This window comes from Polaribacter pacificus, from assembly GCF_038024035.1.
In the GTDB taxonomy this organism is placed as follows: Bacteria; Bacteroidota; Bacteroidia; order Flavobacteriales; family Flavobacteriaceae; genus Polaribacter; species Polaribacter pacificus.
This window is the reverse complement of the sequence record NZ_CP150664.1, coordinates 2318330-2343156: the sequence shown is the minus strand read 5'-3', so window position 1 is coordinate 2343156 and position 24827 is coordinate 2318330. Positions and strand designations below refer to the sequence as shown.

Here is a 24827-nt window from a genome sequence, read left to right as displayed (position 1 = left end):
ACTTTTTTAAAATTTTCTATCTGGATGAAACGGAGCTAGGTTTAAAGAACTCTTTTGTCCTGTAATAATCTCTGAAACCATTTTACCTGTTGCGGGCCCTAAGCTCCAGCCCATCATTGCATGTCCTGTTGCAATGGTTAGATTGTTGGCCTTGGATGATTTTCCGATATATGGAATCCCATCTGGTGAACAGGGTCTCAAACCACAAACTGCTGCTGCCTTTTCTTGGGTAGTAATATTAATATCTGGATAATAGCGAGCTGCTGCAGCGGCAATAGCAGCAACGCGAGCTGGATTTATATTGTGGTTGATTCCACCAATTTCCATGGTCCCAGCAAAACGGGTAAATCCATTCATAGGAGTTACTGCTACTTTTGCCTCCGCTAAAATCGCAGGAATATTGATATTCGTTTCTCTTTTTACATTAATTGCGTAGCCTTTACCCGCTTGAATCGGGATTTTTAAACCCAGTTTTTTTGTGAGTAAAGGGCTCCAACTACCAGCTGCCAAAACGTATTCATCAGCTGTTAGCGTTCTTTTATTTGTGATTACTTTGCGAATGCCCTTAGCATCTATCTCTAAGTCTTTAACCTCTTCATTTTCAAAAATCTGCACTCCTTTAGACTTGAGATTCGCCAAGAGCTGTGGCATAAATTCTGTTGGAGTCATATGGGCATCTGAATGAAAATACACAGCGCCTTTAATATCTAGGTTTAGATTGGGTTGTAGTGTTTCTACTTGAGCCTTGCTTAGCAACTCAACTTGTAGACCTTCTTTAATTCCTTGTTGACCGATTGACCATTCTTCTTCTCCAACCTTATCAGATTGATAATACATTAACAAGCCTTTTTTATCAAAACTAAAATCAAATTCATTAGAAGTTTTCATTGCTTGATACAAGTCTCGTCCAAAAAGGTTAATGTCTTTTATAACAGGTATGGCTTGTGCTACTTTCTCTGCTGTTGCTGATTTTTTAAAGGCCCAGGACCATTGCAAAAAATCTGAATCCAAACGTGGCTTTACATAAAAAGGACTCGATGAATTAAACATCCATTTTAGTCCTTTGCTAATCATTCCTGGCGCTGCCAATGGAATAAAATGACTAGGTGTAATATAGCCCGCATTGACATAAGAGGCTCCACTACTAAAATTAGATTTATCAATTATGGTTACCTTACAGCCTTCCTTTTGAAGGTAGTAGGCGGTACACAATCCAATGATACCTCCACCGATAATTACAACACTTTTACTCATTTTGGTTCCAATTAAAATTCCAAATAGGTTTTTGTCTAATTTCCAAAAACACGTTCATTCTTAATGCTAATTTACACTACACTTATGTTGTTAAATTACCTGAAACCCATGTGCATACGGATCATCTTCTTCATCAATAATAATATTGTTATAGCCATATACTTTGGCCCAACCTTCAATGCTTGGAATAATAGCTGGTTTTCCTGCCAAACTTGTTGCTTCTTCTACGCGTCCGATAAATTTGCTCCCGATAAAACTTTCATGTACAAAGGCCTCACCTAGCTGCAACTTTCCTTTTGCGTATAGCTGCGCTAATCTTGCTGATGTTCCTGTGCCACAAGGGCTTCTATCAATGGCTTTATCGCCATAAAAAACAGCATTTCTCCCAGATGATGTTGGGTCAATTGGATTTCCTGTCCAGAGCATATGGGTTACATCTCTAATGGTATCATTTTCTGGATGGATAAATTGATTTGGATATTTTTCATTGATTCTTTGTCTAACTACCTGAGAGTACTGAATAATTTTAGACGCAGTAAAATCATGGACTCCCGAAAAGTTTTTCTGAGGATCTACTATGGCATAGTAATTTCCTCCATATGCCACATCAAAGCTAACCTCTCCTAATTCTGGACAATCAATACTTAGATTTTCTGCCGCCAAATAACTTTTGACATTGGTCAATCGAACCCAATCAACTTTGTTTCCTGTTTGACCATAAGCGATGTCTACTAAACCAGCTGGAGCTTCCATTCTTATTTTTCCTGGCACTTTTGGTGTAATTAAACCCTCTTCTATTGCAATGGTAATGGTTCCGATGGTTCCGTGTCCACACATGGGCAAACAACCCGATGTTTCTATAAACAAAATTGCAAAATCATTGGCTGGATCATGGGGTGGAAACAGAATGCTACCACTCATCATATCGTGACCTCGGGGCTCAAACATTAACCCCTTGCGAATCCAATCATAGTCTTTTAAAAAATGTTGGCGTTTTTCACTCATGGTGTTCCCAACCAAATTTGGACCACCTCCTGCAACTACTCGGACAGGATTTCCACAGGTATGTGCATCAACACAAAAAAAAGTTTTCTTACTCATTTTTTATCTGCTCTATATAACTATTTACTCGTTTCTCTATGATGGATAAGGTAACGGTTCCTTCTCCTAAAATTACTTCGTGAAAGTCTCTAATATTAAATTTCTCACCCAAAGCAGCTTCAGCTTTTTTGCGCATTTCTCGAATCTTAATCTCACCCATCTTATACGATAAGGCTTGTCCTGGCCAAGAGATGTATCGGTCTGTTTCTGTGGTTACTTCATGCATAGACAAAGCCGTATTGGCAGCCATATAATCAATCATTTGCTGACGGGTCCAACCTTTTGCATGTACTCCTGTATCTACAACTAGTCTACAGGCTCTCCACATTTCATAAGTTAGCTGACCAAACTTTTCATAGGGAGTGGTATAAATATTCATTTCATCTGCTAGATATTCTGAGTACAATCCCCAACCTTCTCCAAAAGCAGAAAGATATAAACCTCTTCTAAATCTAGGAAATGTGTCTGGCAACTCATTGTTTAATGAAATTTGCAAGTGATGTCCAGGGACAGCTTCATGCGCAGTTAATGCAGGAATGGTATATAAGGTTCTACTAGGTAAATTATAGGTGTTTACCCAATAAAAACCGGCAGTTGTCTCACCTCTAGATCCTGAATAGCGCCCACTTGTATAATTAGGTGCAATGGCTGCTGGCACAGGAACAACTCCATAAGGTTTTCTTGGGAGGGTTTTAAAAAACTTCGGCAATTCTGCATCAATTCTTTTTGCAATATCACGTGCATACATCAACAGCTCTTTAGGCGTTTTTGCATAAAACTGTTTATCTGTTCTTAAGAATTTTAAAAAATCTGAAAAGCTCCCTTTAAAGCCTAAATCAGTGATAATTTGCTGCATCTCTGCCTTAATTCTAGCCACTTCTTTTAAGCCAATCTGATGAATATCCTCTGCAGTATACTCCTTGCTAGTAGTATAAAAATCAATTCTGTTTTGATAAAATTCTTTACCATTTGGAATTGTACTTACTCCTAATCCTTTTCTGGTATTCGGAAAATATTCTTCCTCAAAAAATGCCTTAATTTTTTTGTATTGATCTATGGCATTGCTTTGCACACTCTTCTTTGCTTCTACAACTAAAGAGTCCTTTAAGCTTTCAGAAAAAGTCTTTGGCAAATTTATAAAAGGCTTGTAAAATTCACTTTGAGTAACATCAGAAACAATATGCTTATCGTAGGTGTTTTCATAGTTGTAAAACACTGCTTTTGGCTGAGAAATCCCTTCTTTAACACCTGCACTTAACAAATTTAGATTATAATCAATTCGTTTTGGCAAATCAGACAGTTGCTTTAGATAAGACAGCGCCTGCTTTTTGTCTTTAAAATTCCTATTTGCCATATTGCTCAAATTTAAATGGAAAGCCGACTCATTAGTAATAGGATTTAGATACATTTTATAGGTGTGTGTATCTACCTTATCTTGTAAGGTAAAGGCTAACAACTCTAAAGAAATTTGATCAGTTTTAGACAAACCAGCAGCGTCAATTTTTGAAAGTTTCTCCAACAATTGCACAGCAAAATCAGATTCCTTTTGATAATACGCTATGGTATTTTCTACTGATTCACTTCTTTTAAAATCATAGGTCCGCTCGGTTTCGTATTCTTTAATCGCCTGTGTTAATAAATCTTTTGAAGATTCTTTTTTACATGCAAAAATGCTCAATATTAAAATGAGCATTCCTAAGATTTTATTTTTCATCTTTTTAAATTTTATCGGTTGTTTTCTGATTATTGACCAAGCGTAAAATACCCAATGGGTTTTCATTTTTCAATTCTAAAGGTAATAATTTATTTGGCCAATCTTGATAGCTAAATGGTCGAACCCATCGAGCAATAGAACTAACACCTACTGCAGTAAATCTAGAATCTGTTGATGCAGGGTAAGGTCCTCCGTGTACCATTGATGGACAAACCTCTACACCTGTCGGAACGCCATTAAAAATAATTCGTCCTACTCTGTTTTGAACTGCTGCAATAACACCTGGATAGTTTGCAGTTTCATTATCGTCTGCGATTACCGTTCCGGTTAATTGTCCTTCTAGTTGCAAAATAAGTTCTTCTAGCTGATTTGCATCATCGCATTGTACCACAATAGAATAGGGTCCAAAAACTTCTTGATGTAATTGTGGATTGGCTAAAAAAGTGGCTCCATTAACAGTGGCAATTGCTTGTTTTGCAAAATTGGTTGCCACATCATTTTGGTAATGAGCAGCAAGTGTTAAACCTTCTTGCGAAATAGCTTTTTCTTTGTTTGCTTCATAAGCTCCCAAAATATTAGGATGCAACATACATCCAGGATCTATGGTCACAATCTCAGATGCTAATACATTTATAAATTCTGTGAGTGCAGCTCCTTTGATTCCTAAAATTAAGCCTGGATTAGTACAAAATTGCCCTGTACCTAAAGTAATCGATTGTGCATAGGTTTTTGCTAAAGCTGCAGCTCTATTTTCTAAAGCTTTTGGCAGTACAACAACAGGGTTTACACTTCCCATTTCTGCAAAAACAGGGATAGGCTCTGGTCTTTTGGCAGCCAAATCATACAAGGCTCTACCTCCTCTAATGCTTCCTGTAAAACCTACAGCTTTTACCTTTGGATGATTGACCAATTGCTGTCCGACTTCGATACCACTACTGTTAAGATTTGAAAAAACACCATTTGGCATTCCTGTGTCTTTTGCTGCTTTGATAATAGCCGAGGAAATTAACTCTCCAGTACCTGCATGCATTGGATGTGATTTGACCAATACCGGACAACCAGCTGCTAAAGCTGCTGCTGTATCTCCTCCTGCGGTAGAGTATGCCAACGGAAAATTACTGGCTCCAAAAACAACGACAGGTCCTAATGGAATATTCATTTTTCGAACGTCGGGTTTTGGCATTGGAGCTCTGTCTGGTTGAGCTGTGTCTATGCTAGCTTCTACCCAAGAACCTTCTAAAACCAACTCAGCAAAACTACGCAACTGCCCCATGGTTCTTCCTCGTTCTCCCATGGCTCTTCCTTGAGGCAATCCAGATTCTGAACAATAGGTTTCTAACAGCTCATCTCCCAAAGCTAAAATCTCATCTGCAATGGCATTTAAAAAGGCTGCTTTTTGCTCTTTAGAAGTGTTTCTAAAACTTGCAAAAGCCTCTGTTGCTAAAAGAACGGCTTGGTCTATTTCTTCTGAAGTTGCTTCTGTAAAAACAACTTTGTTTTCTTGATTGGTTTGCGGATTGAATGTTGTATATGTTTTATTTCCGTTTGCAGAAAGTTGATTTCCGATATAATTTTTTCCTGTAATCATCCTTACTTATTTTTTAAATGTTTTTTTTTCAAATTTACTGGTTTGTAAGCTAGTATTTTTAAGTCTTGAAAAACTTAACCTATTAAGTCCAGAACTTCAAGTCTTTCTTTTGCCAAAATATATCTTGCACGGACATCATCAATTTGCTGTTGGGTTAATTTCTTACCAAAGGTACGCAGCCCTCCAGCAACATCATTATGATGAATTCCCATAGCAAGTTTAAGATATTCCATAAGCAGCGGCTGAGCATCCAGATACGATAAGGAATTTAAAGCCTGAGAAATTTTGTTTGCCTCAGCCCATTCTCCATTTAAAACATACTCCTGCATAGTAACACTTGCTTTTGGAAAGATAGTACCTACACCTGTAACTCCACCGCTTGCTCCAGCGAGTCCTGCATATACAGTGACTGTGTCTACTCCTGCCAAAATTTTTAAATCTTTGTTCTCTAACATCAGCGTTTCAATAATTGAGACATCTATAGTCGATATTTTAAGAGCAGTTACCTTAGGAAGAACTGAAAGTCTTAAAAGAAGGTCGGTTGAGAGTGCATGATAACCGGCTGCATCAGGATTGTTATAAGGCATAATTGTTAGGCCTACATCTTTTGCAGTTGCTTCAGCAAGTGCATAATACTCATACATTTCTTTTTCAGAAGGAACCGCCTTAGTTTTGGGTGGCATGACCATGACTGTATCAACTCCAACTGTTGCAAGCCCTTCAACAATTTTGGCAAGTTCTTCCTTACTTTCTGCAGCTGCTCCGCTAATCAACGGGACATTGTATTCTTTAGCAACCTCAGAAAGGGATCTAAGTAAGGAAAGACGCTGCTTGGTGCTCAGGTAGCTATTTTCACCCAGAGTTCCAGAGCCGACAAGTCCGCTCATTCTGCTTCCGCCCTTTCCTTGAGTTTTTAAAATACCTACTGCCTGTTTTTGTGTTGCATCAAGGTCAATTTCAAGAGCACCTGATTTTGACTCTTTTAACCATGTAAACACGGCTGGCATTACGCCATTCCATTGTATACTCATTATAAATGTTTTTTTTACAAATTTAAACGAGATTTAAGTTTTTCCCATCCTAAATTCTATCTAGTCTTGATACTTTATTAACTCATTTTTCACTTAAAGAAGAATTATAACGAGTATTTTAGCATATATTTGTATGAAATGTACATTAGAATTGGATGCTGAAACAAGTTTTATAGCAATGAAAGTTTTACCCTTTAAAATACCTAAATCTAAAAATATTGCTCTGATATATCAGGAAGACAAAGGAGCTATTTTCTATGACAAACTGCATCAACATGAAGAAATTCAGATTTGCGCCATTGTTAAGGGAGAAGGCACATTGGTAGTTGGAGATACCGTAAACGACTATAAAAGCGGTGATGTTTTAGTGATTGGCAGCAATTTACCGCATGTGTTTAAAAGTGATGTTTCTAGTGAAAAAAAATCACACATGATTTCCTTATTTTTTACAAAAACTTCATTTGGTGATGCATTTTTTTCGTTGGGCGATTTTTCTAAAATTGATACTTTTTTTAAATTAAGTAATACGGGCTGCACGGTCCTATCGCATAAAAAGGAGTTATTAGCCTTATTTGTATCACTAAAAAAAGCCAGTTCTTTTGAGCGATTTATCATCTTTCTAAAAATTATCAATCTTATTTTAAAAGCAGAAACAGCTTCACTTTCTACTTTCGTGTATCAAAAAAAATACACGGATAATGAAGGAAAAAGAATGAGTACCATTATGGATTATACCATGAATCATTTTGACAGTGATATTGATTTGCAAAGCATAGCAGACCTAGCAAACATGACCCCCAATGCATTTTGTCGTTATTTTAAACAGCGAACCAACAAAACTTATTTTCAGTTTCTTATCGAAGTCAAGATAGAACAGGCCTGTCGTTTGTTAAAAAATCAAGAACTATTAATTGCCGAAATTTCAGAAAAAGCCGGATTTAAAAACATTTCTAATTTTAATCGGAAGTTTAAAGAAGTCAAAGGAATCACACCGACTGCCTTTAGACGTTTGCATTAAACACTTTTAAGAGTTCTGGCAATGCGTTCCTTTTTCCAGAATGAGGTTTAAAGATTCTCTAATTCTGCTTTTAACTTTTTTGTGAGTCCACTTACCACCAAATTGTACGAGTGATCTATCAACTCAAAAGCAAAAGCATCAGAAACATCCTTGTTTAAGCTAACGGTATTCCAATGTTTTTTACTCATATGCCAACCTGCGTTGATACTTTCATATTCACCACGCAATTCTTCAGCCCAATCTGGATCGCATTTTAAATTGATTTTGGTTTCTCCTTGTTCCCATTTATTTAAACCAACCAAAGCAAACATCTTTCCCATCACTTTAAAAACCAAGGTAACCTCATCAAACGGAAAATGTTCAGTTACTCCTTTTTTACTGATGCAATACTCTCTAAGTTGTTCTATGTGCATATGTTAAACTTTGCGTTAAAGATAAGATAGTTTTAAAAATTATTTCTGGTAATTTAATTTCTTACCTCATTTATTTTAGAACTAAAGCACTGAATACCATAAAATTTGTAGGCAATTAAAAAAAATTACGACCAATGAGTACATGAATACTATTTTAACCGATTTAAAGACTGACAACAACTTTGCTTTTGGAAAATTGTATCAAGACAATTATGTGAAAATTACAAAGTTTGTAAAAAACAATAGCGGAAATCAATCAGATGCAGAAGATTTATTTCAAGATGCTATGATGGTACTTGTAGAAAAACTTCGCCAAGACGATTTTCAGCTCACAGCTTCTATAGACACCTACGTCTATGCCATTTGCAAAAACTTATGGTTTAAAAAACTACGAAATAAAAACTTTGAGTTATCTGTTGAAGAACTACAATCTTTTGATTTTTTGAATTCAATTAATGAGGCTATTGAGGATGAAAAAACATATTTAGAAAAGCTTAAAGGATACTTACTCAATATTACCGAACATTGTAACAGGCTTATTCAAGACATTTTTTTTAAAGAAAAAGCGATTGAGCAAATTCAGAAAGATTACGGTTACTCCACACGTCATAATGCTCAAAATCAAAAACATAAGTGCGTTGAGCAAATCCGAAAAATCAAAGAAAAAGAAGAAACTTTAAAAAAAATCTATTGACTTGGGTGATTTTTTGAAACCATTGGTATAAAGGTATAGATAGTTCATATTGGCTATCACAACTATAAAATTTAAACAACATGGTTTCAATAATCAAAACAATGGTTTTAGCAGTAGCAATTACTGCGATGAGTACACTTACTACAAATGCACAAACTGCAACAAAATGGAAAATTGACAAAGCACACACTTCAGTCAATTTTTCAATAAATCACTTCTTTTCTGCAGTTACTGGAAAGTTTTCTGACTTTGACGGAACAATACATTTTGACCCAAACAACTTAAACGGAAGCAAGGCCGATTTCTCGGTATCAATCAAAAGTGTAAACACTGATGATGCAAAAAGAGATAGACATTTAAAATCTAAAGATTTTTTTGATGCAAAGACCTACCCTAAAATGGCTTTTAAATCAAGTAAAATTGAAAAAAAATCTGACAAGGAATATTTAATCTACGGTAAACTCACCATTAGAAATAAAACAAAAGACGTTGTCTTGCCTATGAAAATTACAGGTGAAATGGAACACCCAATGATGAAGCGAACTCTTATTTTAGGAGTTGTTATTGATACGACAATTGATAGAACAGAATACGGAGTTGGGACAGGTGACTGGGCTGCTACTATGGTGGTAGGTGATAAGGTTAAGATCCATATTCCAATAGAACTAAATCGTAAAAAGTAAAAGAATAAGTTATGAATACAAAAATTAAAAAATCAATTTTAGCGGGAATTATAGGTACAGCCATAATGACCTTGGTGATAATGATTGCACCCTTGATGGGAATGCCTAAAATGTCTCCACCAAAAATGCTCTCAGAAATGCTAGGCATACCTATTTTTTTAGGTTGGGTAATGCACTTTATGACTGGAATATTATTTGCGTTTGTTTACACCTATTTGTGCATTTTTAAACACAAGATCAAAAACAGTTGGGTAAAAGGTGCCGTATTTGGAATTATTGCCTTTGTTTTTGCGCAAATTATGATGGGAGTAATGGGAATGATGCTTCCGATGCCTAAAATGGAAGGATCTATGGCACTAACTGCAATGGGTAGTTTAGTAGGTCATATCATTTTTGGAATGGTCGTGGCAAAAATCGTTGGTGATACTTATTGTGCTAATGGAACATGTAAAACAAAAACAGCATAAAAAAACAACGTACATCAATGCATAAACGCAATTGCGGTTCTGGTAAAAACTAAAGCCGCAATTGTTTTTATTACTATTTTTTAAATCTCAAAACTGGCCATTTTAAATCCGCAACTGCGCTTATCCCAAGCCCTTAACGATTCTCTAGGAATGCCTTAAAAATTACCAAACTTTCTACCGGATTTTCTTCCATCGACACATGCCCTGAGTTTTTTAAAACCACTAATTTAGAATTTGGCAGTAAAGAATCCATTCGCCTTCCATTGTCTAAGGGAATCCAAGTATCGTTTTCTCCCCAAATCAATAAGGTGGGTGCTTTTATGCTTTTTAACTTCTCGCTGTATTTAGATTCATCAAATTTAAAATCGATTTTTGCTCTATCAATAAAGGCTTGTCTATTACCTGCTCTCAATGCCATATCATGATACCGAGTAACCAATTGATCTGTAATTTTTACATCATCATCATACACCTGCTTTATATTGTCTTTAATGACCATTCTTGGAGTTAGGTATAAAAAAACAGTGCTTAACACTGGTGTTTTTGCCAACTTAAAAATCCAAGGTTGTGGGTTGTTTGTTGGCAAACCGCTTGCATCAACAAGCACTAATTTTTTAATTTTCTGTGGATATTTTGCAGCATACTCCCAAGCGATATTCCCTCCTAAAGAACTTCCGCCTAAATGAAAATCATCCAGCTTAATCTTGGAGGTAAATTGATCTAAAAACTGCACATAATTTTTTATGGAATAATCACCATTTTTATTGGCTCCAGTTAAACCAAAAGCTGGTAAATCCAAACGGATTACTCGGTAATTCTGGGCAAGTTCTTTTGTCCAATCATCCCAAGTATGCAAAGAAGAAGCTGTACCGTGAATCAACAGAATAGGAATTCCTTTGCCCTCATCTCTATAATGCACTTGCATGCCATCTATCTCTAGAAACTTAGAGTATTCATTGGCATATTTTTCCTTTAATTGGGCTACTGGAATATCAGAATACATTCCACCAACTATTAAAAGAACAACCACTAACAAAGCGGCATAAATACTGTACTTAATTTTTTTGTTTTTCATAGGATAGAATTAGACATCTGGTAACAACTTTTTTTAAACCAGTGTTTATTTTTTCTTACAGGAGGCGCTCCATGACTTTGGTCGGATTTTTTAAGTCCGTAAACCCAAATTGCTCATACAACCCATGAGCATCAGAAGTTTTTAACATCCAAACAGTACAGGTCTCTAACTCAGCATCATTGATCAGTGTCTGCATTAGTTGTTTAGAGTAGCCTTTGCCTTGAAATTTTGGCAGAATAAAAACGTCCATTAAATAGGCAAATACGGTATAATCAGTTGCAATTCTTGCAAAACCAATTTGCTTGCCTTCTAGATACACTCCATAACACAAACAGTGGTCAATAGTTTTCTGAACAGCCTCTATACTTCTGCCTTTTCCCCAATAACTTTCTGTTAAATACTGATGAATTACAGCTATTTGAAGCTTGGATTTGTCTTTAGAAATAGTGATCATTCTTTTTTTATTAATCCCAAATGGGTATGATTAAAACTATCGGAGTATTTTAAACCATAACCCAATACTCTATCAAAGGATGAATGACCAAACAAGACGAGTCCGGCAAACTGTAGGGGCTCATTTAAAAAATAAATCCCCAAGAAATAAACAACAATTGCAACCGCTTTGTGATGCAAAAGGTTATAGAAAAATGCTCCAATTTTTGGATTGATGGCGTAGGCAACAAAACTAATATCTGGTGCTAAAAAAAAGATGGCGTACCACCACCAATCATAGCTTAGTAGGTTAAACAAATAAATTGCCAAAAAAAGTGAAGCTAGTTCTTCGAGTTTTAAAAGCAGTTTCATAAGTATTAATTTTTTATAATTTCATACAAGATAGGTTTACTAGGTGTAGCATCGTTTTCAAAAGGGGCAATCATCAAATTTAAAAAGTATGTGCCGTCAAGTACGGTATTGGGTACATAAATAAATTCTGTGATGGTTGCAGATTTACGAAGCTTTCCGTTTGTATTCCAAAAAGCATTGTGAGAAAGCAATAAGCCTTCGTCTTCTTCTCGATCAACAGAAGGCAAGTCTATAAGCAGGTGCTCAATCCCTGCTTCTCTTAAAAACACAGCAGCCTCTTCTAAAAGATATGGTGGATTGCTATGCGAGTAACGAGTCGATTTTTTATCAGCTAAATTAGGCAAGGTTCTAATAACCACAGCATCTCTCTTTTTGGCTCCCAAAGCAAATTGAAGCTGTTTTTTTGTAATTACAAAATCATCATCTACCAAAGCTGGCGCAATGGTAATAAGCTCTGCATAAAAGAAAAACTGATTTAAATTTTTATTGACAGAGTGTACTTTTTTGCTAATATGACCTACACATTCTGTATGAGTAATATGAGAATGTGGATTAAATTCTATCATATTGAAATTGATAGAAGCCCCCTTAGCAACTGTTGCAATCCAATCTTCTATAACAACAGGATAAATTTTAGGATCATCGATATACCAGGCATTAACACCCTTTTTAGCGGGGTCAATAGGTATAGAAATGTCTATAGGCTTTGACAGATCTATTTGATGATTTTTTGAACTGTATTTAATTGTAGCAAGCATGTATACTAAACTTATTTAAGTAAATGACTATTGAAATACGCTAAGTTCAAATATACCTTTTTTATTTGAGGCTTTTATGCATTTATTAAAATCTAGCTCCTTTTTAAAAGCAAATTTATCAACTACAATCCTTACAAATGCATTAAAAAAATAATGAAACTAGTTTAGAATAAAGAGCTCACTAGCTAGGCCATCAGCTAAGAACTTGCCTTTGGCTGTGGTTGTAATTTTACCATCTTTGAGCACAAGCAGCTCTTGATCTATAAATTTTTCTGACATCGCTAGCAATTGTGAGACATAAGAACTACCAAAATTAGCTTCCACAAAATCCAAAGAAATGCCCCAAATGGTTCTCATTCCAGTCATAATGTACTCATTAAATTGATCTGAGACACTCAAGAGTTCTAGTTCTGATGGCAACTTGTTTTGTTTAAGCGCTGCTATGTATTTACCATTATTAGCTACGTTCCAACTTCTATGCGTTTTGTTATAGGAATGTGCAGAAGGTCCAATCCCTAGATATTTTTTTCCTTGCCAATAACTAGTGTTGTGTTTTGAAAAATATGCTGGTTTTCCAAAATTTGAGATCTCATAATGCACAAAACCATTTTTAGAGGTTTCGTCTACCAAGACATCAAAGTGTTCCTTGGCCAAGGCCTCGTCCAAAGTTGGATATTTGCCATTTTTTATAAATGAATCTAGTGCCGTATTTGGCTCTACCGTTAAGGCATAACTTGAGATATGATGAATCCCAAAATCAAAAACTGTTTGTAAATTCTGTTTCCATTTTTCTACAGACATGTTAGGTATTCCGTAAATTAAATCTACGGTAATATTGTCAAAATGTTCCGTAGCCAATGACAAACAATTCATGGCTTCTTTTGCATTGTGCGCGCGATTCATTTGTTTTAAATCATCTTCAAAAAAAGATTGCACACCTATGCTCAACCTATTGACTGGACTTTTTGCCAGTTCTAAAATCACAGCTTCTGAGAGATCATCAGGGTTTGCCTCTAGCGTAATTTCTGGATGCTCTGCCACTTTGTAATGTTGATAAATACTTTTAATAATGCTTTGAAGTTCAGAAATAGTAAGCAAACTTGGTGTTCCACCTCCAAAATAGATGGTCTCGATTAGCGTATCTTGAAGCTCTTCCTTTCTGATTTCAATTTCTTTTATCAAGCAGGCGATTAAGGCTGCTTTCTTTTTTAAAGTTGTAGAAAAATGAAAGTCGCAATAAAAGCAAGCTTGTTTACAAAAAGGGATATGGATGTAAATTCCAGACATAATTCAATGATCATTTATCAATGCTAATTGACAATTGTTAAGATTTAACTTTTTTAGGATTCTGCTTGACAAAACTATCCCAACCTGAATAATTTTTTGAACCTTCAACCTTTCCTGCATTGTAAAAATGACAAACAGCAGCGGCTAATCCATCGGTTGCATCGAGGTTTTTTGGCAAGGTTTTTAAGTTTAACAAAGATTTTAGCATCAATGCAACTTGCTCCTTACTGGCATTTCCGTTTCCGGTGATAGCCATCTTAATTTTTTTAGGCAGGTACTCCGTAATTGGAATCTCTCTAGACAAGCCGGCTGCCATAGCCACTCCTTGAGCTCTACCCAATTTTAACATACTCTGAACGTTTTTACCAAAGAAAGGAGCCTCAATGGCAATCTCATCTGGATGATAGGTTTCTATAAGTTCTATAGTCCTTTCAAAGATAAGTTTAAGCTTTATATAATGGTCATCATATTTTTGCAAGAGCAGCTCGTTCATTTGAATAAACTCCATTTTTTTGCCAACAATCTTAATCAATCCAAAGCCCATAATTGTGGTTCCTGGATCGATTCCTAATATGATTTTTTCTGTGCTCAAATTTTATCGTTCTTTGTACTTATGATTCTCGGTGATTTACACAAAACTAAGCAATTCTTTTGGTTGATACTTAAATTGACCCTTGTAATTGGCTGTGTATATTTTATCTATTTAAGATTGACACAAAATGAGAACTTTAGCCTAAACGAATTTTGGAATACACTTCTAGGGAAACAGTTTTTTTCTATTAAAAACCTAAGCATCTTAATCGGCTTTAGTCTGATCAATTGGATTTTAGAAATTTTAAAATGGCAAAGCTTGGTTTCAAGCATTCAGAAGATTGATTTTTTTGAGGCTGCAAAACAAAGCTTAAGCTCATTAACTTCATCTTTAATAACCCCAAACAGAATAGGTGAATACGGAGCCAAAATTCTGTATTTTAAACCTGAATTTCGATCGAGAGTACTGCTACTAAATTTGTTTGGAAACCTGAGCCAACTTTTTGCTACGCTTTTATTTGGGAGCCTTGGATTTCTCTATCTCAACACCATTAGCAACGATTTTAAAAGCTTTCAGTACAGCCTTTATGCTGCTATGGGCATTGTAATTGTAGGTGGAGTTCTGTATTTTATAATCACAAAAAACAAAACAACATACAAAGGATATTCTTGGCAAAAAATAACATCGTTTGCGAAAGCGCTTCCTAAAAAAATCCTCATACTCAATGTACTATTCGGCTGCCTGCGCTATCTGTTTTTTTCGCATCAGTTTGTGTTTTTATTGGATCTTTTTGAAATTGACATTCCATACCTCATCGCTATTTCTTGTGTTGGTCTTATGTATTTGGTTGCCTCTATCATCCCAATGCTCTCTTTGTTTGATGTGGTTTTAAAAAGCTCCGTTGCCATCGCTATTTTTGGTCATTTTACCCAGAATGAACTTGGTGTTTTAATGGTTTCATTAGTAATGTGGCTCTTAAACTTTGCCATTCCAAGTCTTTTTGGAAGTTATTTTGTTCTTACCTTTAAAACAAAAAAATGATCGTCTTAGCAATTTTTATAGGAATCTATTGTGTCTTGATTGGCTTGCTAATCATAGGGTTTGATAGAATGCCTTATTACAAATTTCAAGAGCAGAAAGCGCAAACGGGCTTTAGTGTGATCATCCCTTTTAGAAACGAAGCCGCTCATTTAAACGATTTACTTAAAAGCATCCAAGAATTAAATTACCCTAATGAATGGGTTGAATTTATCCTGGTGGATGATGCATCTTCAGATCAATCACAAGAAATTATCAACAGTTATACTATTAAAAATCTAAGAAGTATTCAAAACAAACGTTTCTCAGGTTCTCCAAAAAAAGATGCGATCACCACTGCTATTTCAGAAGCCAAACACTCATGGATTATAACTACAGATGCAGATTGCACCTTCCCAAAAAACTGGCTTGCTGTATACAATCAATACCTAATAGAAAACAAATGCAATATGCTAGTTGCACCGGTTAGCTATCATAAAAACAAAGGATTTTTTAAAGAATTTCAATTTGTTGATTTCTTAAGCTTACAAGGCGCAACTGTAGGTGGTTTTGGCTGGCAAAAACCTTTTTTGTGTAATGGCGCAAATTTGGTGTATAAAAAAGATGTTTTTGAACAGTTAAATGGCTTTGACACCAACAATACCATAGCTAGTGGCGATGATTTTTTCTTGTTAGAAAGTTTTTTAACACAGGATAAAGTCAAGGTGCATTACCTTAAATCTAGGGAGGCTTTGGTAAAAACAAATGCTGTTGACTCTCTAAAGCAGTTAATCAATCAGCGAGTGCGCTGGGCTGCAAAAAGCACTCATTACAATTTAGTAGAAGCTAAAATAATTGGCCTGTTTGTACTCTTGGCAAACGCCAGTTTACTTACGCTCCCATTTTTTATTTTAAGCGATCTAATCGCTATGAAAGTTTCTTTAGTTCTCTTTCTGTGCAAATGCAGTATTGATCTAATTTTACTCTTTAAAACTGCACAAATGATGGAGCAAAAAATAGACTTTCCAAGTTATGTGTTGAGTTGTTTTCTTTACCCCTTCTTTAGTTGTTATGTGGTACTAAGAGCTACACTAGGCAACTATCAATGGAAAGACAGGGTCTTTAAAAAATAACTAGCCCAAGAGTTTGTTTATGATACCCTCTGCATTCATCCACAGAAATACCATAATAAAAAGTAAAATAACCAAGTAAACTCCTCTTTTAGGATTGGGTCTTTTTCGTTGACCAAATTTTCTTTTAAATTCCATATTGTTAATTTAATATTGCTAAACTACTAGGTGTTTATTCTTTTATTGCTCGAAGCATTTCTCTCTTTCCGGGAGGTCCTGGCAGGCGCTCCACTAAGAAACCTACTTCTTGCATTGCTCTTCGAACACTTCCTTTGGCAGCATAGGTTGTTAATATTCCTTTGGGCTTTAAAGCTACAAACATTTTTTCAAAAATACTGACCGTCCACAACTCTGGTTGGTGTTCTGCTCCGAAGGCATCAAAATAAATTAAATCATACTTGTTTTGATCAGTGATATCTTTAAAAGACAACTGTTTTTTAGTAAGACTAAATGTAGGGCTAATCTCTTGTTTTTCTTCCCAACTAGTACTGTGTAAACGATCAAAAACTGCTTGGTGTTTTTGAGCAGCTAACAGAGTAGTGTAATTAAGCAGATCTAATTCTTCCTGAACAACAGGGTAAGCCTCTACCCCAACATAATCAATGCTAAGTTGTTGTTTTTGAGCGGCTAAAAAAGTCATAAAACAATTAAGCCCAGTACCAAAACCAATTTCTAAAATTGAAATGTGTTGCAAAGTACAGGCAGCAAGTCCCATTTGCAAAAAGACATGTTCTGCTTCTTGAATGGCACCGTGCTTAGAATGATACTGTTCATCCCAGTCGGGCAAATAGAGTGTCGTAGAGCCATCTAAAGTGACTCTTATTTCTCTTTTCACCTTAAGGAAGTATCAGTTTTTTTATCTTAGAAATTGGACCAGGACAGGTAGTTTGATGACAAGCAATACAACTTTGAATAACATTGTTGTGCTGCTGCTTTAACAAATCATCTTGTGCTTCAAATACTTTTTTGAAATTATCCATATACAAATCTGCATAGGCTTCAAAATTAGGTTTTTCCTCAGTTGGATCTGTAAACTTTGCTGTGTAAATATTAGTAAATTGATTGGGATTCCCTTTAACAGCCTCTCCATTGGATATCAATTCTTTGTGCTGCATATTTACCTCAAACATTTGCAACATCAAAGTTGCCATTTCTGAAGTTTGCCTACTGCTGTTTTTTTCAATAACTACGGTAGGCTTTTCTTGATTCTGTGCACAGGAAACTAAAAGTAATACTGCGATTAAAAAAAAAGTCCTCATAAAAGTGCTTTATTTTTTCATCAAAACACCATCAGCTTCAAAAGCAAAGGTAACTTTAGGTTCAGTAATTTTAGCTATTTCTTCTTTTGATTTCCCTGCATCTTCTGCAAAGTGTCTTAAATCTGCTACAGAAATTTCAGACACAAAAGCTTTCCCATTAACAATCACTTCGCTGTCTTGAGAATCTAAAGGCATAAAAAATTCATAGTCTTTAAAGGTTACCATGGTCTCAGATCCATCAGGAAGAGACAATTTCATCCAACATCCTTTTTTTGAACATACCTCATTAATTTTTGAAGCAAATTTAACTTGGATGGTATCTCCCATCTTTAAATTGCTGTATTTTCCGTACATGGCTTTTTCATCTAAGGCATCTTTTTCATTGATCTCTGCACCAAAAGACTCATAACGCACTACTGATGTCGTTGTATTTTCTGTTGTTTTTGCTTCTTTACAAGCTGCAATTAGCAACAATACAAGCAGACTTAATCGGATACTATTTTTCATAATTTTAATTTTAAACAAATTCATTACAAAGATAGCAATATTAAACACAAAAACCAATCCTATTAGACTCAAACAGCGAGATAAATTCCGTACCTTTGCAGCGAATTAGAAAAGCCTTTAAAATGAGTTCAACACTACAAATACAACGTATTAAAGAATCTAAAAGATCACTTGTAGATTTTGATAATCTACAATTTGGAAGCCAATTTTCTGATCATATGTTTGTATGTGATTATAAAGATGGCTCATGGCAGAACCCAAGTATTGAGCCTTATGCTCCTATTTCTTTAGATCCTTCAGCTAAGATTTTCCACTATGGACAATCTATTTTTGAAGGAATGAAAGCCTATAAAGACGAACAAAAAAACACCTTGTTGTTTAGACCATTAGACAACATCAAACGCTTAAATATTTCTGCAAAAAGATTGGTTATTCCAGAATTTCCAGAAGACCTTTTTATGCAGGGACTTACAGAGCTATTAAAAATTGACGACCAATGGATTCCGACTAAAGAAGGAAGCTCATTATATATTAGACCTTTTATTTTTGCAACAGGTAGTGGCTTTCACGCCTCTCCTTCTACAGAGTACAAACTAATCATTGCAACTGCTCCATCTGGCGCTTATTTTGCCGGAAAAGTTCGAGTTTTGATTGAAGAGCACTATGCTAGATCTGCAAACGGAGGTGTTGGTTTTGCTAAAGCTGGAGGTAATTATGCAGGACAGTTTTACCCAACGCAATTGGCTATCGAAAAAGGCTATAATCAAGTTATTTGGACAGATGACACAAGTCATGAGTACATAGAAGAAGCAGGTGCAATGAATATTTTTATTCGCATCAATGACACACTATTAACTAGCCCAACAAGTGATCGAATCTTAGACGGTATTACACGTAAAAGTATTATTCAGATTGCAAAGGACGCTGGCATCTCTGTTGATATTAGAAAAGTAACCGTTAATGAAGTAATCGCTGCTGCAAAAAGTGGTGAACTAAAAGAATTGTTTGGAGCAGGTACCGCTGCGGTCATCTCTCCCATTGCTGCCTTTGGTTATCAAGGTACAGATTATGATTTGCCTGATTTAGAAAACAGTTACGCGAGTCTTCTCAAGAAAAAAATCACAGATATCCAGACCAATAAATCAGAAGACCCATACGGTTGGCGCGTACTGATTAAGTAAGCATAAAAACAGAACTATATTTTAAAAGCATCACTTTAGTGGTGCTTTTTTTTGTAGTTTTATTGCACAAAACAAACCCTATGAAAGCAATCCTACTCCCGCTGCTCTTTTTAACTTTTTTGTGCTTTAGTTGTAAACAAGAAACACCAAAAGAAGCTAAGCAGCCAATCGCTCTTAAGCGATACATTAGTGTTTTAGGGATTGCACAAGATGGTGGCTATCCGCATATCGGTTGTCAAAAAGACTGCTGTAAAGATTATTACAATGGAACCAACGCTAAAAAAAGTGTTGTTTCTTTAGGCTTGGTTGATTTGGTAAACAAGCAAAAATGGTTGTTTGATGCATCGCCAGACATGTCTACACAACTTGCAAGCTTAGAACAAAATCATATAAAAACCGAAAAAATTATAGATGGCATCTTTTTAACACATGCTCATATAGGACACTATACTGGCTTAATGTATCTAGGAAGAGAGGCCTATGGTAAGCAAGACATCCTTGTTCATGCTATGCCTAAAATGAAAGAATTTATTGAAACCAATGGTCCGTGGAGTCAATTAGTCGGCTTAAAAAATATTAAAATTTCAACATTACAAAACGAAACTCCCTTACGCTTAAACCAACAGTTAAGCGTTACACCTTTTTTGGTTCCTCACCGAGATGAGTTTTCAGAGACTGTTGGCTACCACATTAAAGGCCCAAACAAATCTGCCTTGTATATTCCGGATATTGACAAATGGCATAAGTGGGAAAAAAGCATTATAGAAGAAGTAAAGAAAGTAGATTATGCATTTGTAGATGCAACTTTTTTAAATCAAAACGAGGTTAAAAGAGCCATGACAGAAGTCCCTCACCCGTTTATTAATGAAACTGTTACTTTATTTAAAAACGAATCTTTCAGCACAAAAAACAAAGTGATTTTTATTCACTTTAACCATACAAACCCAGCACTTCAAGACAACAGCGTAGAACGAAAAGAGATTGAAAAATTAGGTTTTCAGTTTGCCTCTGAAGGCACTAATTATGAATTGTAGTTTTTTCTGCAAACACTATTCATCCTCTATACTTAAAATGTAAAAAAGCTCAATTTCAGAAAATTACCTCGTCTTCTTAGTAAAAAAAAGAGAAAGCTAATTTTTTATTATTATCTTTGCCCCTACCGACCCCAAGGTATTTCTAAGTTGTTATTTAATCCTCCCTTTTAAATTTATACATGGAAAAATCTAATAAAAAAGACACGTCTCAAAAAGAACTTAAAGAGCAGCACGACAGGTTTCAGTTGATGTTTAAAACCATGAATTTGGGTGTTACCTACCAAAACTCAAAAGGCCAAATTATTGATATTAACCATGCGGCTTTAAAAGTCTTGGGCTTAACATTAGACCAAGTTCAAGGAAAAACTTCTTTAGACCCTAGTTGGAAAACGATTCATGAAGATGGCTCAGATTACCCTGGTGAAACCCACCCAAGTATGATTGCTTTAAAAACAGGACAACCTGTTTTAAATAAAATTATGGGGGTGATTAACTCTGCAGAAAAAGAGTACCGTTGGATAAAAATAGATGCCTTTCCTCAATTTAAAGATGGACAAAAAGAACCCTTTCAAGTTTTTACAACCTTCGAAGACATCACTGCTATTAAAAAAGCAGATTTACTTTTAAGAGAAAATGAACTCCGATACAGAAAAACTCAACAAATTGGCGAAGTAGGAAATTGGGAATACAATTTTGAGGCAAAGCACCTATGGGGCTCTGATCAAGCTTATAAAATTTTTGGTCTCGATCCAAAAGTTGATCAATTAACATTTGATTTAATCGAGAGTTATCTTGTTGACCCAGATTTTGTTCGTAAATCTAAAATTGAGTTTATAGAAACTGGGGGAAACTACAGCTTAGAATACAGGATTATACCAAAGGGTAAAAATAAAATAAGAACGGTTCATTCTACAGCAGAATTGGTCTGTGATAAAAAAGGAAATCCCATAAAAATAATTGGCGCCATACAAGATATCTCTAAAAAAAAGCAGGCCGAAAATCAATTAAAAGAAAGCGAAGAAAAATTTTTTAAAGTACTAAAAAACAGCTCAGAAGCAATTGTATTTGCTCGCTTAAAAGATTTTAGTATTATAAACTCTAATGAGGCTGCTTCAAAACTTATAGGCTATTCTTTAGAGGAGTTAAAAGACACCAATTTATTGGATTTAAATCTATGGACTTCTAAAAAAGAAAGTGAAATTTTTATTAAATCACTAAAAACTAACGGAAGCATCCAGGGTTATGAAGGTAGTTTTACTTTAAAAAACAAAGAAACTCAAACTTGGTCCCTATCTGGAGAAATCATCCCTATAGACAATGAAGAATTTATTTTACTCATCGTAGAAAATATTACTGAGATAAGAAAAACTCAAGAAGAATTAAAACACCACAGTGATTTTGCATTTGCAATGACAGAAAATCACCCCGCTGGGATTGTTGCTTGTAACACAAAAGGTGAGTTAGTTGTTTTTAACAAGGCTGCTAAAAAGTGGCATGGGGTCGATCTTTTTAAAATTCCACAAGAAAAATGGGCTGCACACTTCGATCTTTATAAAGCAGATGAAAAAACCTTGCTTCAAACAGATGAAATTCCTTTAGTTCAAGCACTTAAAGGAAAAGAAGTGGTTAATCAAGAAATGGTGATTAAACCAAATAATAAAGAACCAAGACATGTTATTTGTAACGGATCCGCATTTTTAGATTCTGATGGTAAAAATTTAGGTGCCTTAATTGTCATGAATGATATGACAGAGTACAGGTTAAAGGAAAAAGAGCTCGATAGAACCCAGCAAAAAATATCAAAAGCGCTTGAGGAAGTTGAAAAAAATAAATTCCTATTAAAAGAATCAGAAAAAATTGTAAATGTAGGCTCATGGGAGCTCAATCTCTCGACACAAAAAGTAACCTGGTCTGATCAAGTTTTTAGAATTCATGGTCTCCCTGTTGGCCAGCACCCTCCACTTGGAACAGCCCTAGATTATTTTATAGATGGGTCTAAGGAGATACTTTCAAAAGCCATTGAACAAAGTATTTCACAGAATAAAAAATACGATTTAGATTTGCGTTTTCAGAATGCACAAAATGAAAAACTTTGGATAAATACCGTTGGCTATCCGGTAACAAACAGTAAAAATGAAGTGATTGGCCTAAGAGGTGTAATACAGGATATCACAGAAAAAAAACTCAGTAGAGAAAAAATTGAAAAGGCATTGAAAAATGTTGAACTAAGTGAAATTCTCTTAAAAGAATCAGAAAAAATAGCAAATGTAGGGTCTTGGGAGATAAATCTCAAAACACAAAAATTAATCTGGTCTGATCAAATTTTTAAACTTCATGGATTGCCTATCGGACAGCTTCCTGATCTTGAAAATGCTATGGACTTTTTTATTGAAGGCTCTAAAGAAATACTAGCCAAAGCTATAGAAGAAAGTATTAGTAAAAAAAAGAAATACGATCTAGAATTGCGATTTCAAAATGCACAGAACCAAAAACTTTGGGTAAATACCATAGGGTTCCCTGTATTGAATGACAAAAATGAAGTTGTCGGTCTAAGAGGTGTTTTTCAAGACATCACTGAGAGAAAAACAAGTAGTGAAAAAATTAAAAAAGCGCTTAAAAAAGCTGAGCAAAGTGAATTTCTCCTAAACGAATCTGGTAGGATCGCTAAAGTTGGTGCTTGGGATTTTGATCTGGCAACCCAAAAATTATTATGATCTAACCAGGTCTTTAAAATTCACGGTCTCCCTGTTGGTGAAGTTCCTTCACTAGAAGATGCCATAAATTATTACGTAGATGGCTCTAAAGAAAAATTAGAAAAGGCTATGGAGAACAGCCTTAAAAACAATAAAAAATTTGATTTGGAACTCCGGTTTCAAAACGTTCAAAAACAAAAAATCTGGGTACACGCTATAGGTTACTCAATTACAAATAACAAAGGAGAGGTCACTGGTTTAAGAGGAGTGATACAAGACGTCACCGAGCAGAAATCAACAAGAGCTAAAATTGAAAAGAGTCAAGAAATGCAGCTGCTATTAGCCAATCATACTGGAGATATTATCTGTTTACAAGAGGAAGATACTACTTTTAGGTATATTACACCCTCTATAAAAAATATTTTAGGCTATGAACAATCTGAGTTTATTGGTGAAAAAATATTTAGAATAGTCCATCCTGAAGATTTCAGAACGCTAAAAAATTTCATGGTAAACAAGATTCTTAAAGACAAGTCTAAAGCAGCTTACTCTTTTAGAGCCCTTCATAAAAAAGGCCACTATGTGTGGTTAGAATTCTTAACCTCTCCAGTCTATAAAAATAAGAAAGTAAAATATTTTGTTACTTCTGCAAGAGATATTACCCAGTGGGTTTTAGCCAAAGAACGGATAGAAAAATACCAAAATTCATTACAAAAACTCACAAATGAGATTATCACTATAGAAGAAAAACAGAAAAAACAAATTGCTTCTAACATCCATGATCACCTCAGTCAATCTTTAGTGATTTCTAAAATGAAAATCAGCGATTTAAAGAAGGAACCTAGTTCAGGAATTACGAACGACGATTTAAAATTTATAGAAGACCATATTTCGGAAGCCTTAGAAAATAGCCGTAAAATTACCTCAGAGCTTTCTCCTCCTGTTTTGTATCAGCTTGGACTTATTGATGCCTTATACTGGCTGACAGATGATTTAGAAACCAAGCATAAAATTAAGTTTAAACTTAACACTAAAAACACAACTTTAAAACTCAGCGAAACAAAATCTATTATTCTTTACAGAAGCATACAAGAAGTGTTAACAAATGCAATAAAGTATGCACAAGCAAATTTAATAACAATAAACATAGGTACTAACAAAAAACAGATTAGCATTAAAGTTATTGATAATGGTTTAGGTTTTGACACTAATTTACTTTCAACCAACAATCATCATCACAAGGATACTAAGGGATCTGGCTTTGGATTGTTTGCAGTTCAAGAACGTTTAAAAAATATCAACGGAACTTTTACTATTGCTTCAGAAATTAACAAAGGAACTACTGTAGAAATCAAATTACCTATCACTGAATAATATACTACTACCAGTATTAGTACCTAAAGTTGAGGTGCACTGAGTACGTCTTAATTATATAAATATAAACCTTTGAGATATGGATAAAAAGGGGTATCTTGTGAGTATAAATATTGTTATTATATTCTATGTGAATACCTTAATTAAATAAGAAATTTACCTATATAAAAAGCAATAAACTTAAGTTATATTTGCTTATATAATTGTACTAAA

General features: G+C 35.0%; 26 protein-coding genes and 1 pseudogene. 11 read left to right on the top strand and 16 right to left on the bottom strand.

All coding sequences use genetic code 11. The features are described 5' to 3' along the window. Nucleotides 1-6: 6 nt before the first annotated feature. The 5 genes from WHC90_RS10685 to WHC90_RS10665 all read right to left on the bottom strand — a co-directional run bounded on the left by WHC90_RS10685 (nucleotide 7) and on the right by WHC90_RS10665 (nucleotide 6688). On the bottom strand, nucleotides 7-1254 hold the full coding sequence (locus WHC90_RS10685; protein ID WP_188598452.1) for an NAD(P)/FAD-dependent oxidoreductase: 1248 nt from the start codon (nucleotides 1252-1254) through the stop codon (nucleotides 7-9). 90 nt (nucleotides 1255-1344) lie between these two features. Beyond that, on the bottom strand, nucleotides 1345-2355 hold the full coding sequence (locus WHC90_RS10680; RefSeq protein WP_188598451.1) for a 4-hydroxyproline epimerase: 1011 nt from the start codon (nucleotides 2353-2355) through the stop codon (nucleotides 1345-1347). After that, nucleotides 2348-4069 (bottom strand): DUF885 domain-containing protein, encoded by a 1722-nt coding sequence (locus tag WHC90_RS10675; RefSeq protein WP_188598450.1) that lies wholly within the window; start codon nucleotides 4067-4069, stop codon nucleotides 2348-2350. Before WHC90_RS10675 ends, WHC90_RS10680 begins: the two co-directional genes overlap by 8 nt. 4 nt (nucleotides 4070-4073) lie before the next feature. After that, entirely contained in the window at nucleotides 4074-5657 is a 1584-nt protein-coding gene (locus tag WHC90_RS10670) for an aldehyde dehydrogenase (NADP(+)) (protein WP_188598449.1), read from the bottom strand. Between the two features lie 74 nt (nucleotides 5658-5731). Continuing rightward, nucleotides 5732-6688: a dihydrodipicolinate synthase family protein gene (locus tag WHC90_RS10665; RefSeq protein WP_188598448.1), complete on the bottom strand. Its 957-nt coding sequence runs from the start codon at nucleotides 6686-6688 to the stop codon at nucleotides 5732-5734. A 133-nt stretch (nucleotides 6689-6821) separates the two neighbouring features. Between WHC90_RS10665 and WHC90_RS10660 the strand changes: the two genes are divergently transcribed. After that, nucleotides 6822-7706, top strand: a complete 885-nt coding sequence (locus tag WHC90_RS10660) for an AraC family transcriptional regulator (RefSeq protein WP_308421293.1) — start codon at nucleotides 6822-6824, stop codon at nucleotides 7704-7706. Nucleotides 7707-7753: 47 nt separating this feature from the next. Here the strand turns inward: WHC90_RS10660 and WHC90_RS10655 are convergent, their stop codons facing one another. Then, complete coding sequence (locus WHC90_RS10655; RefSeq protein WP_188598447.1) at nucleotides 7754-8119, bottom strand: MmcQ/YjbR family DNA-binding protein; 366 nt, start codon at nucleotides 8117-8119, stop codon at nucleotides 7754-7756. 142 nt (nucleotides 8120-8261) lie between these two features. On the opposite strand from WHC90_RS10655, the gene WHC90_RS10650 reads away from it, so the two are divergent. From WHC90_RS10650 to WHC90_RS10640, 3 genes are all read left to right on the top strand, one after another. Continuing rightward, nucleotides 8262-8813 (top strand): RNA polymerase sigma factor, encoded by a 552-nt coding sequence (locus WHC90_RS10650; protein ID WP_188598446.1) that lies wholly within the window; start codon nucleotides 8262-8264, stop codon nucleotides 8811-8813. A gap of 80 nt (nucleotides 8814-8893) precedes the next feature. Beyond that, a complete protein-coding gene (locus WHC90_RS10645; RefSeq protein WP_340819321.1) occupies nucleotides 8894-9496 on the top strand; it encodes a YceI family protein in 603 nt (200 codons plus the stop codon). A gap of 11 nt (nucleotides 9497-9507) precedes the next feature. Beyond that, on the top strand, nucleotides 9508-9963 hold the full coding sequence (locus WHC90_RS10640) for a DUF6789 family protein (RefSeq protein ID WP_188598445.1): 456 nt from the start codon (nucleotides 9508-9510) through the stop codon (nucleotides 9961-9963). Between the two features lie 133 nt (nucleotides 9964-10096). Here the strand turns inward: WHC90_RS10640 and WHC90_RS10635 are convergent, their stop codons facing one another. From WHC90_RS10635 to ruvC, 6 genes are all read right to left on the bottom strand, one after another. Further along, a complete protein-coding gene (locus WHC90_RS10635; RefSeq protein ID WP_188598444.1) occupies nucleotides 10097-11038 on the bottom strand; it encodes an alpha/beta fold hydrolase in 942 nt (313 codons plus the stop codon). Between the two features lie 55 nt (nucleotides 11039-11093). Beyond that, nucleotides 11094-11492: a GNAT family N-acetyltransferase gene (locus WHC90_RS10630; protein ID WP_188598443.1), complete on the bottom strand. Its 399-nt coding sequence runs from the start codon at nucleotides 11490-11492 to the stop codon at nucleotides 11094-11096. After that, nucleotides 11489-11842, bottom strand: a complete 354-nt coding sequence (locus WHC90_RS10625; RefSeq protein ID WP_188598442.1) for a DUF4260 domain-containing protein — start codon at nucleotides 11840-11842, stop codon at nucleotides 11489-11491. The genes WHC90_RS10630 and WHC90_RS10625 overlap by 4 nt, the downstream gene beginning before the upstream one ends. A 5-nt stretch (nucleotides 11843-11847) precedes the next feature. Continuing rightward, entirely contained in the window at nucleotides 11848-12600 is a 753-nt protein-coding gene (locus WHC90_RS10620; RefSeq protein WP_188598441.1) for a cyclase family protein, read from the bottom strand. A gap of 159 nt (nucleotides 12601-12759) precedes the next feature. Then, the gene (hemW, locus tag WHC90_RS10615) at nucleotides 12760-13887 is read right to left on the bottom strand and encodes a radical SAM family heme chaperone HemW (RefSeq protein WP_188598440.1); all 1128 of its coding nucleotides are present in this window, start codon (nucleotides 13885-13887) and stop codon (nucleotides 12760-12762) included. Nucleotides 13888-13924: 37 nt separating this feature from the next. Next, entirely contained in the window at nucleotides 13925-14479 is a 555-nt protein-coding gene (ruvC, locus tag WHC90_RS10610; RefSeq protein WP_188598439.1) for a crossover junction endodeoxyribonuclease RuvC, read from the bottom strand. A 117-nt stretch (nucleotides 14480-14596) separates the two neighbouring features. Here ruvC and WHC90_RS10605 point away from each other — a divergent pair, with 117 nt between their 5' ends. Both WHC90_RS10605 and WHC90_RS10600 read left to right on the top strand, forming a co-directional pair. After that, nucleotides 14597-15460, top strand: a complete 864-nt coding sequence (locus tag WHC90_RS10605; RefSeq protein ID WP_188598438.1) for a hypothetical protein — start codon at nucleotides 14597-14599, stop codon at nucleotides 15458-15460. After that, a complete protein-coding gene (locus tag WHC90_RS10600) occupies nucleotides 15457-16569 on the top strand; it encodes a glycosyltransferase (protein ID WP_188598437.1) in 1113 nt (370 codons plus the stop codon). The genes WHC90_RS10605 and WHC90_RS10600 overlap by 4 nt, the downstream gene beginning before the upstream one ends. Here WHC90_RS10600 and WHC90_RS10595 read toward each other — a convergent pair whose 3' ends face one another. The 4 genes from WHC90_RS10595 to WHC90_RS10580 are packed head-to-tail and all read right to left on the bottom strand — an operon-like array spanning nucleotide 16570 to nucleotide 18332. Next, nucleotides 16570-16704 (bottom strand): hypothetical protein, encoded by a 135-nt coding sequence (locus WHC90_RS10595; protein WP_262890148.1) that lies wholly within the window; start codon nucleotides 16702-16704, stop codon nucleotides 16570-16572. Nucleotides 16705-16738: 34 nt separating this feature from the next. Further along, the gene (mnmD, locus tag WHC90_RS10590) at nucleotides 16739-17401 is read right to left on the bottom strand and encodes a tRNA (5-methylaminomethyl-2-thiouridine)(34)-methyltransferase MnmD (RefSeq protein WP_188598436.1); all 663 of its coding nucleotides are present in this window, start codon (nucleotides 17399-17401) and stop codon (nucleotides 16739-16741) included. Nucleotide 17402: 1 nt separating this feature from the next. Further along, nucleotides 17403-17825, bottom strand: coding sequence for a hypothetical protein (locus WHC90_RS10585; RefSeq protein ID WP_188598435.1), 423 nt, complete (start codon nucleotides 17823-17825; stop codon nucleotides 17403-17405). A gap of 9 nt (nucleotides 17826-17834) precedes the next feature. Beyond that, the gene (locus tag WHC90_RS10580) at nucleotides 17835-18332 is read right to left on the bottom strand and encodes a DUF4920 domain-containing protein (RefSeq protein WP_188598434.1); all 498 of its coding nucleotides are present in this window, start codon (nucleotides 18330-18332) and stop codon (nucleotides 17835-17837) included. A gap of 122 nt (nucleotides 18333-18454) precedes the next feature. Here WHC90_RS10580 and WHC90_RS10575 point away from each other — a divergent pair, with 122 nt between their 5' ends. The 5 genes and pseudogenes from WHC90_RS10575 (at nucleotide 18455) to WHC90_RS10555 (ending at nucleotide 24614) form a co-directional block, all read left to right on the top strand. Then, nucleotides 18455-19513 carry a branched-chain amino acid aminotransferase gene (locus WHC90_RS10575; protein ID WP_188598433.1) on the top strand — a complete coding sequence of 353 codons (1059 nt, stop codon included), beginning with the start codon at nucleotides 18455-18457 and terminating at the stop codon, nucleotides 19511-19513. Between the two features lie 80 nt (nucleotides 19514-19593). Continuing rightward, nucleotides 19594-20547 carry an MBL fold metallo-hydrolase gene (locus tag WHC90_RS10570; RefSeq protein ID WP_188598432.1) on the top strand — a complete coding sequence of 318 codons (954 nt, stop codon included), beginning with the start codon at nucleotides 19594-19596 and terminating at the stop codon, nucleotides 20545-20547. A 179-nt stretch (nucleotides 20548-20726) separates the two neighbouring features. Continuing rightward, on the top strand, nucleotides 20727-23261 hold the full coding sequence (locus WHC90_RS10565; RefSeq protein ID WP_188598431.1) for a PAS domain-containing protein: 2535 nt from the start codon (nucleotides 20727-20729) through the stop codon (nucleotides 23259-23261). Between the two features lie 12 nt (nucleotides 23262-23273). Further along, nucleotides 23274-23516: pseudogene (locus WHC90_RS10560) on the top strand (PAS domain-containing protein); the annotation flags it as partial. 51 nt (nucleotides 23517-23567) lie between these two features. Further along, nucleotides 23568-24614 carry a PAS domain S-box protein gene (locus WHC90_RS10555; RefSeq protein ID WP_308421297.1) on the top strand — a complete coding sequence of 349 codons (1047 nt, stop codon included), beginning with the start codon at nucleotides 23568-23570 and terminating at the stop codon, nucleotides 24612-24614. Nucleotides 24615-24827: the final 213 nt, after the last annotated feature.

Excerpts from the sequence above, each read along its gene's own strand:
- WHC90_RS10640 (WP_188598445.1), top strand. The coding sequence starts at position 9,508 with ATGAATACAAAAATTAAAAAATCAATTTTAGCGGGAATTATAGGTACA.
- WHC90_RS10565 (WP_188598431.1), top strand. The coding sequence starts at position 20,727 with ATGGAAAAATCTAATAAAAAAGACACGTCTCAAAAAGAACTTAAAGAG.
- WHC90_RS10685 (WP_188598452.1), bottom strand. The coding sequence starts at position 1,254 with ATGAGTAAAAGTGTTGTAATTATCGGTGGAGGTATCATTGGATTGTGT.
- WHC90_RS10645 (WP_340819321.1), top strand. The coding sequence starts at position 8,894 with ATGGTTTCAATAATCAAAACAATGGTTTTAGCAGTAGCAATTACTGCG.
- WHC90_RS10655 (WP_188598447.1), bottom strand. The coding sequence starts at position 8,119 with ATGCACATAGAACAACTTAGAGAGTATTGCATCAGTAAAAAAGGAGTA.
- WHC90_RS10600 (WP_188598437.1), top strand. The coding sequence starts at position 15,457 with ATGATCGTCTTAGCAATTTTTATAGGAATCTATTGTGTCTTGATTGGC.
- WHC90_RS10675 (WP_188598450.1), bottom strand. The coding sequence starts at position 4,069 with ATGAAAAATAAAATCTTAGGAATGCTCATTTTAATATTGAGCATTTTT.
- WHC90_RS10555 (WP_308421297.1), top strand. The coding sequence starts at position 23,568 with ATGCAGCTGCTATTAGCCAATCATACTGGAGATATTATCTGTTTACAA.
- WHC90_RS10625 (WP_188598442.1), bottom strand. The coding sequence starts at position 11,842 with ATGAAACTGCTTTTAAAACTCGAAGAACTAGCTTCACTTTTTTTGGCA.
- WHC90_RS10650 (WP_188598446.1), top strand. The coding sequence starts at position 8,262 with ATGAATACTATTTTAACCGATTTAAAGACTGACAACAACTTTGCTTTT.
- WHC90_RS10595 (WP_262890148.1), bottom strand. The coding sequence starts at position 16,704 with ATGGAATTTAAAAGAAAATTTGGTCAACGAAAAAGACCCAATCCTAAA.
- WHC90_RS10580 (WP_188598434.1), bottom strand. The coding sequence starts at position 18,332 with ATGAAAAATAGTATCCGATTAAGTCTGCTTGTATTGTTGCTAATTGCA.
- WHC90_RS10630 (WP_188598443.1), bottom strand. The coding sequence starts at position 11,492 with ATGATCACTATTTCTAAAGACAAATCCAAGCTTCAAATAGCTGTAATT.
- WHC90_RS10635 (WP_188598444.1), bottom strand. The coding sequence starts at position 11,038 with ATGAAAAACAAAAAAATTAAGTACAGTATTTATGCCGCTTTGTTAGTG.
- hemW (WP_188598440.1), bottom strand. The coding sequence starts at position 13,887 with ATGTCTGGAATTTACATCCATATCCCTTTTTGTAAACAAGCTTGCTTT.
- WHC90_RS10660 (WP_308421293.1), top strand. The coding sequence starts at position 6,822 with ATGAAATGTACATTAGAATTGGATGCTGAAACAAGTTTTATAGCAATG.
- WHC90_RS10620 (WP_188598441.1), bottom strand. The coding sequence starts at position 12,600 with ATGCTTGCTACAATTAAATACAGTTCAAAAAATCATCAAATAGATCTG.
- WHC90_RS10585 (WP_188598435.1), bottom strand. The coding sequence starts at position 17,825 with ATGAGGACTTTTTTTTTAATCGCAGTATTACTTTTAGTTTCCTGTGCA.
- WHC90_RS10665 (WP_188598448.1), bottom strand. The coding sequence starts at position 6,688 with ATGAGTATACAATGGAATGGCGTAATGCCAGCCGTGTTTACATGGTTA.
- WHC90_RS10670 (WP_188598449.1), bottom strand. The coding sequence starts at position 5,657 with ATGATTACAGGAAAAAATTATATCGGAAATCAACTTTCTGCAAACGGA.
- WHC90_RS10570 (WP_188598432.1), top strand. The coding sequence starts at position 19,594 with ATGAAAGCAATCCTACTCCCGCTGCTCTTTTTAACTTTTTTGTGCTTT.
- WHC90_RS10575 (WP_188598433.1), top strand. The coding sequence starts at position 18,455 with ATGAGTTCAACACTACAAATACAACGTATTAAAGAATCTAAAAGATCA.
- WHC90_RS10680 (WP_188598451.1), bottom strand. The coding sequence starts at position 2,355 with ATGAGTAAGAAAACTTTTTTTTGTGTTGATGCACATACCTGTGGAAAT.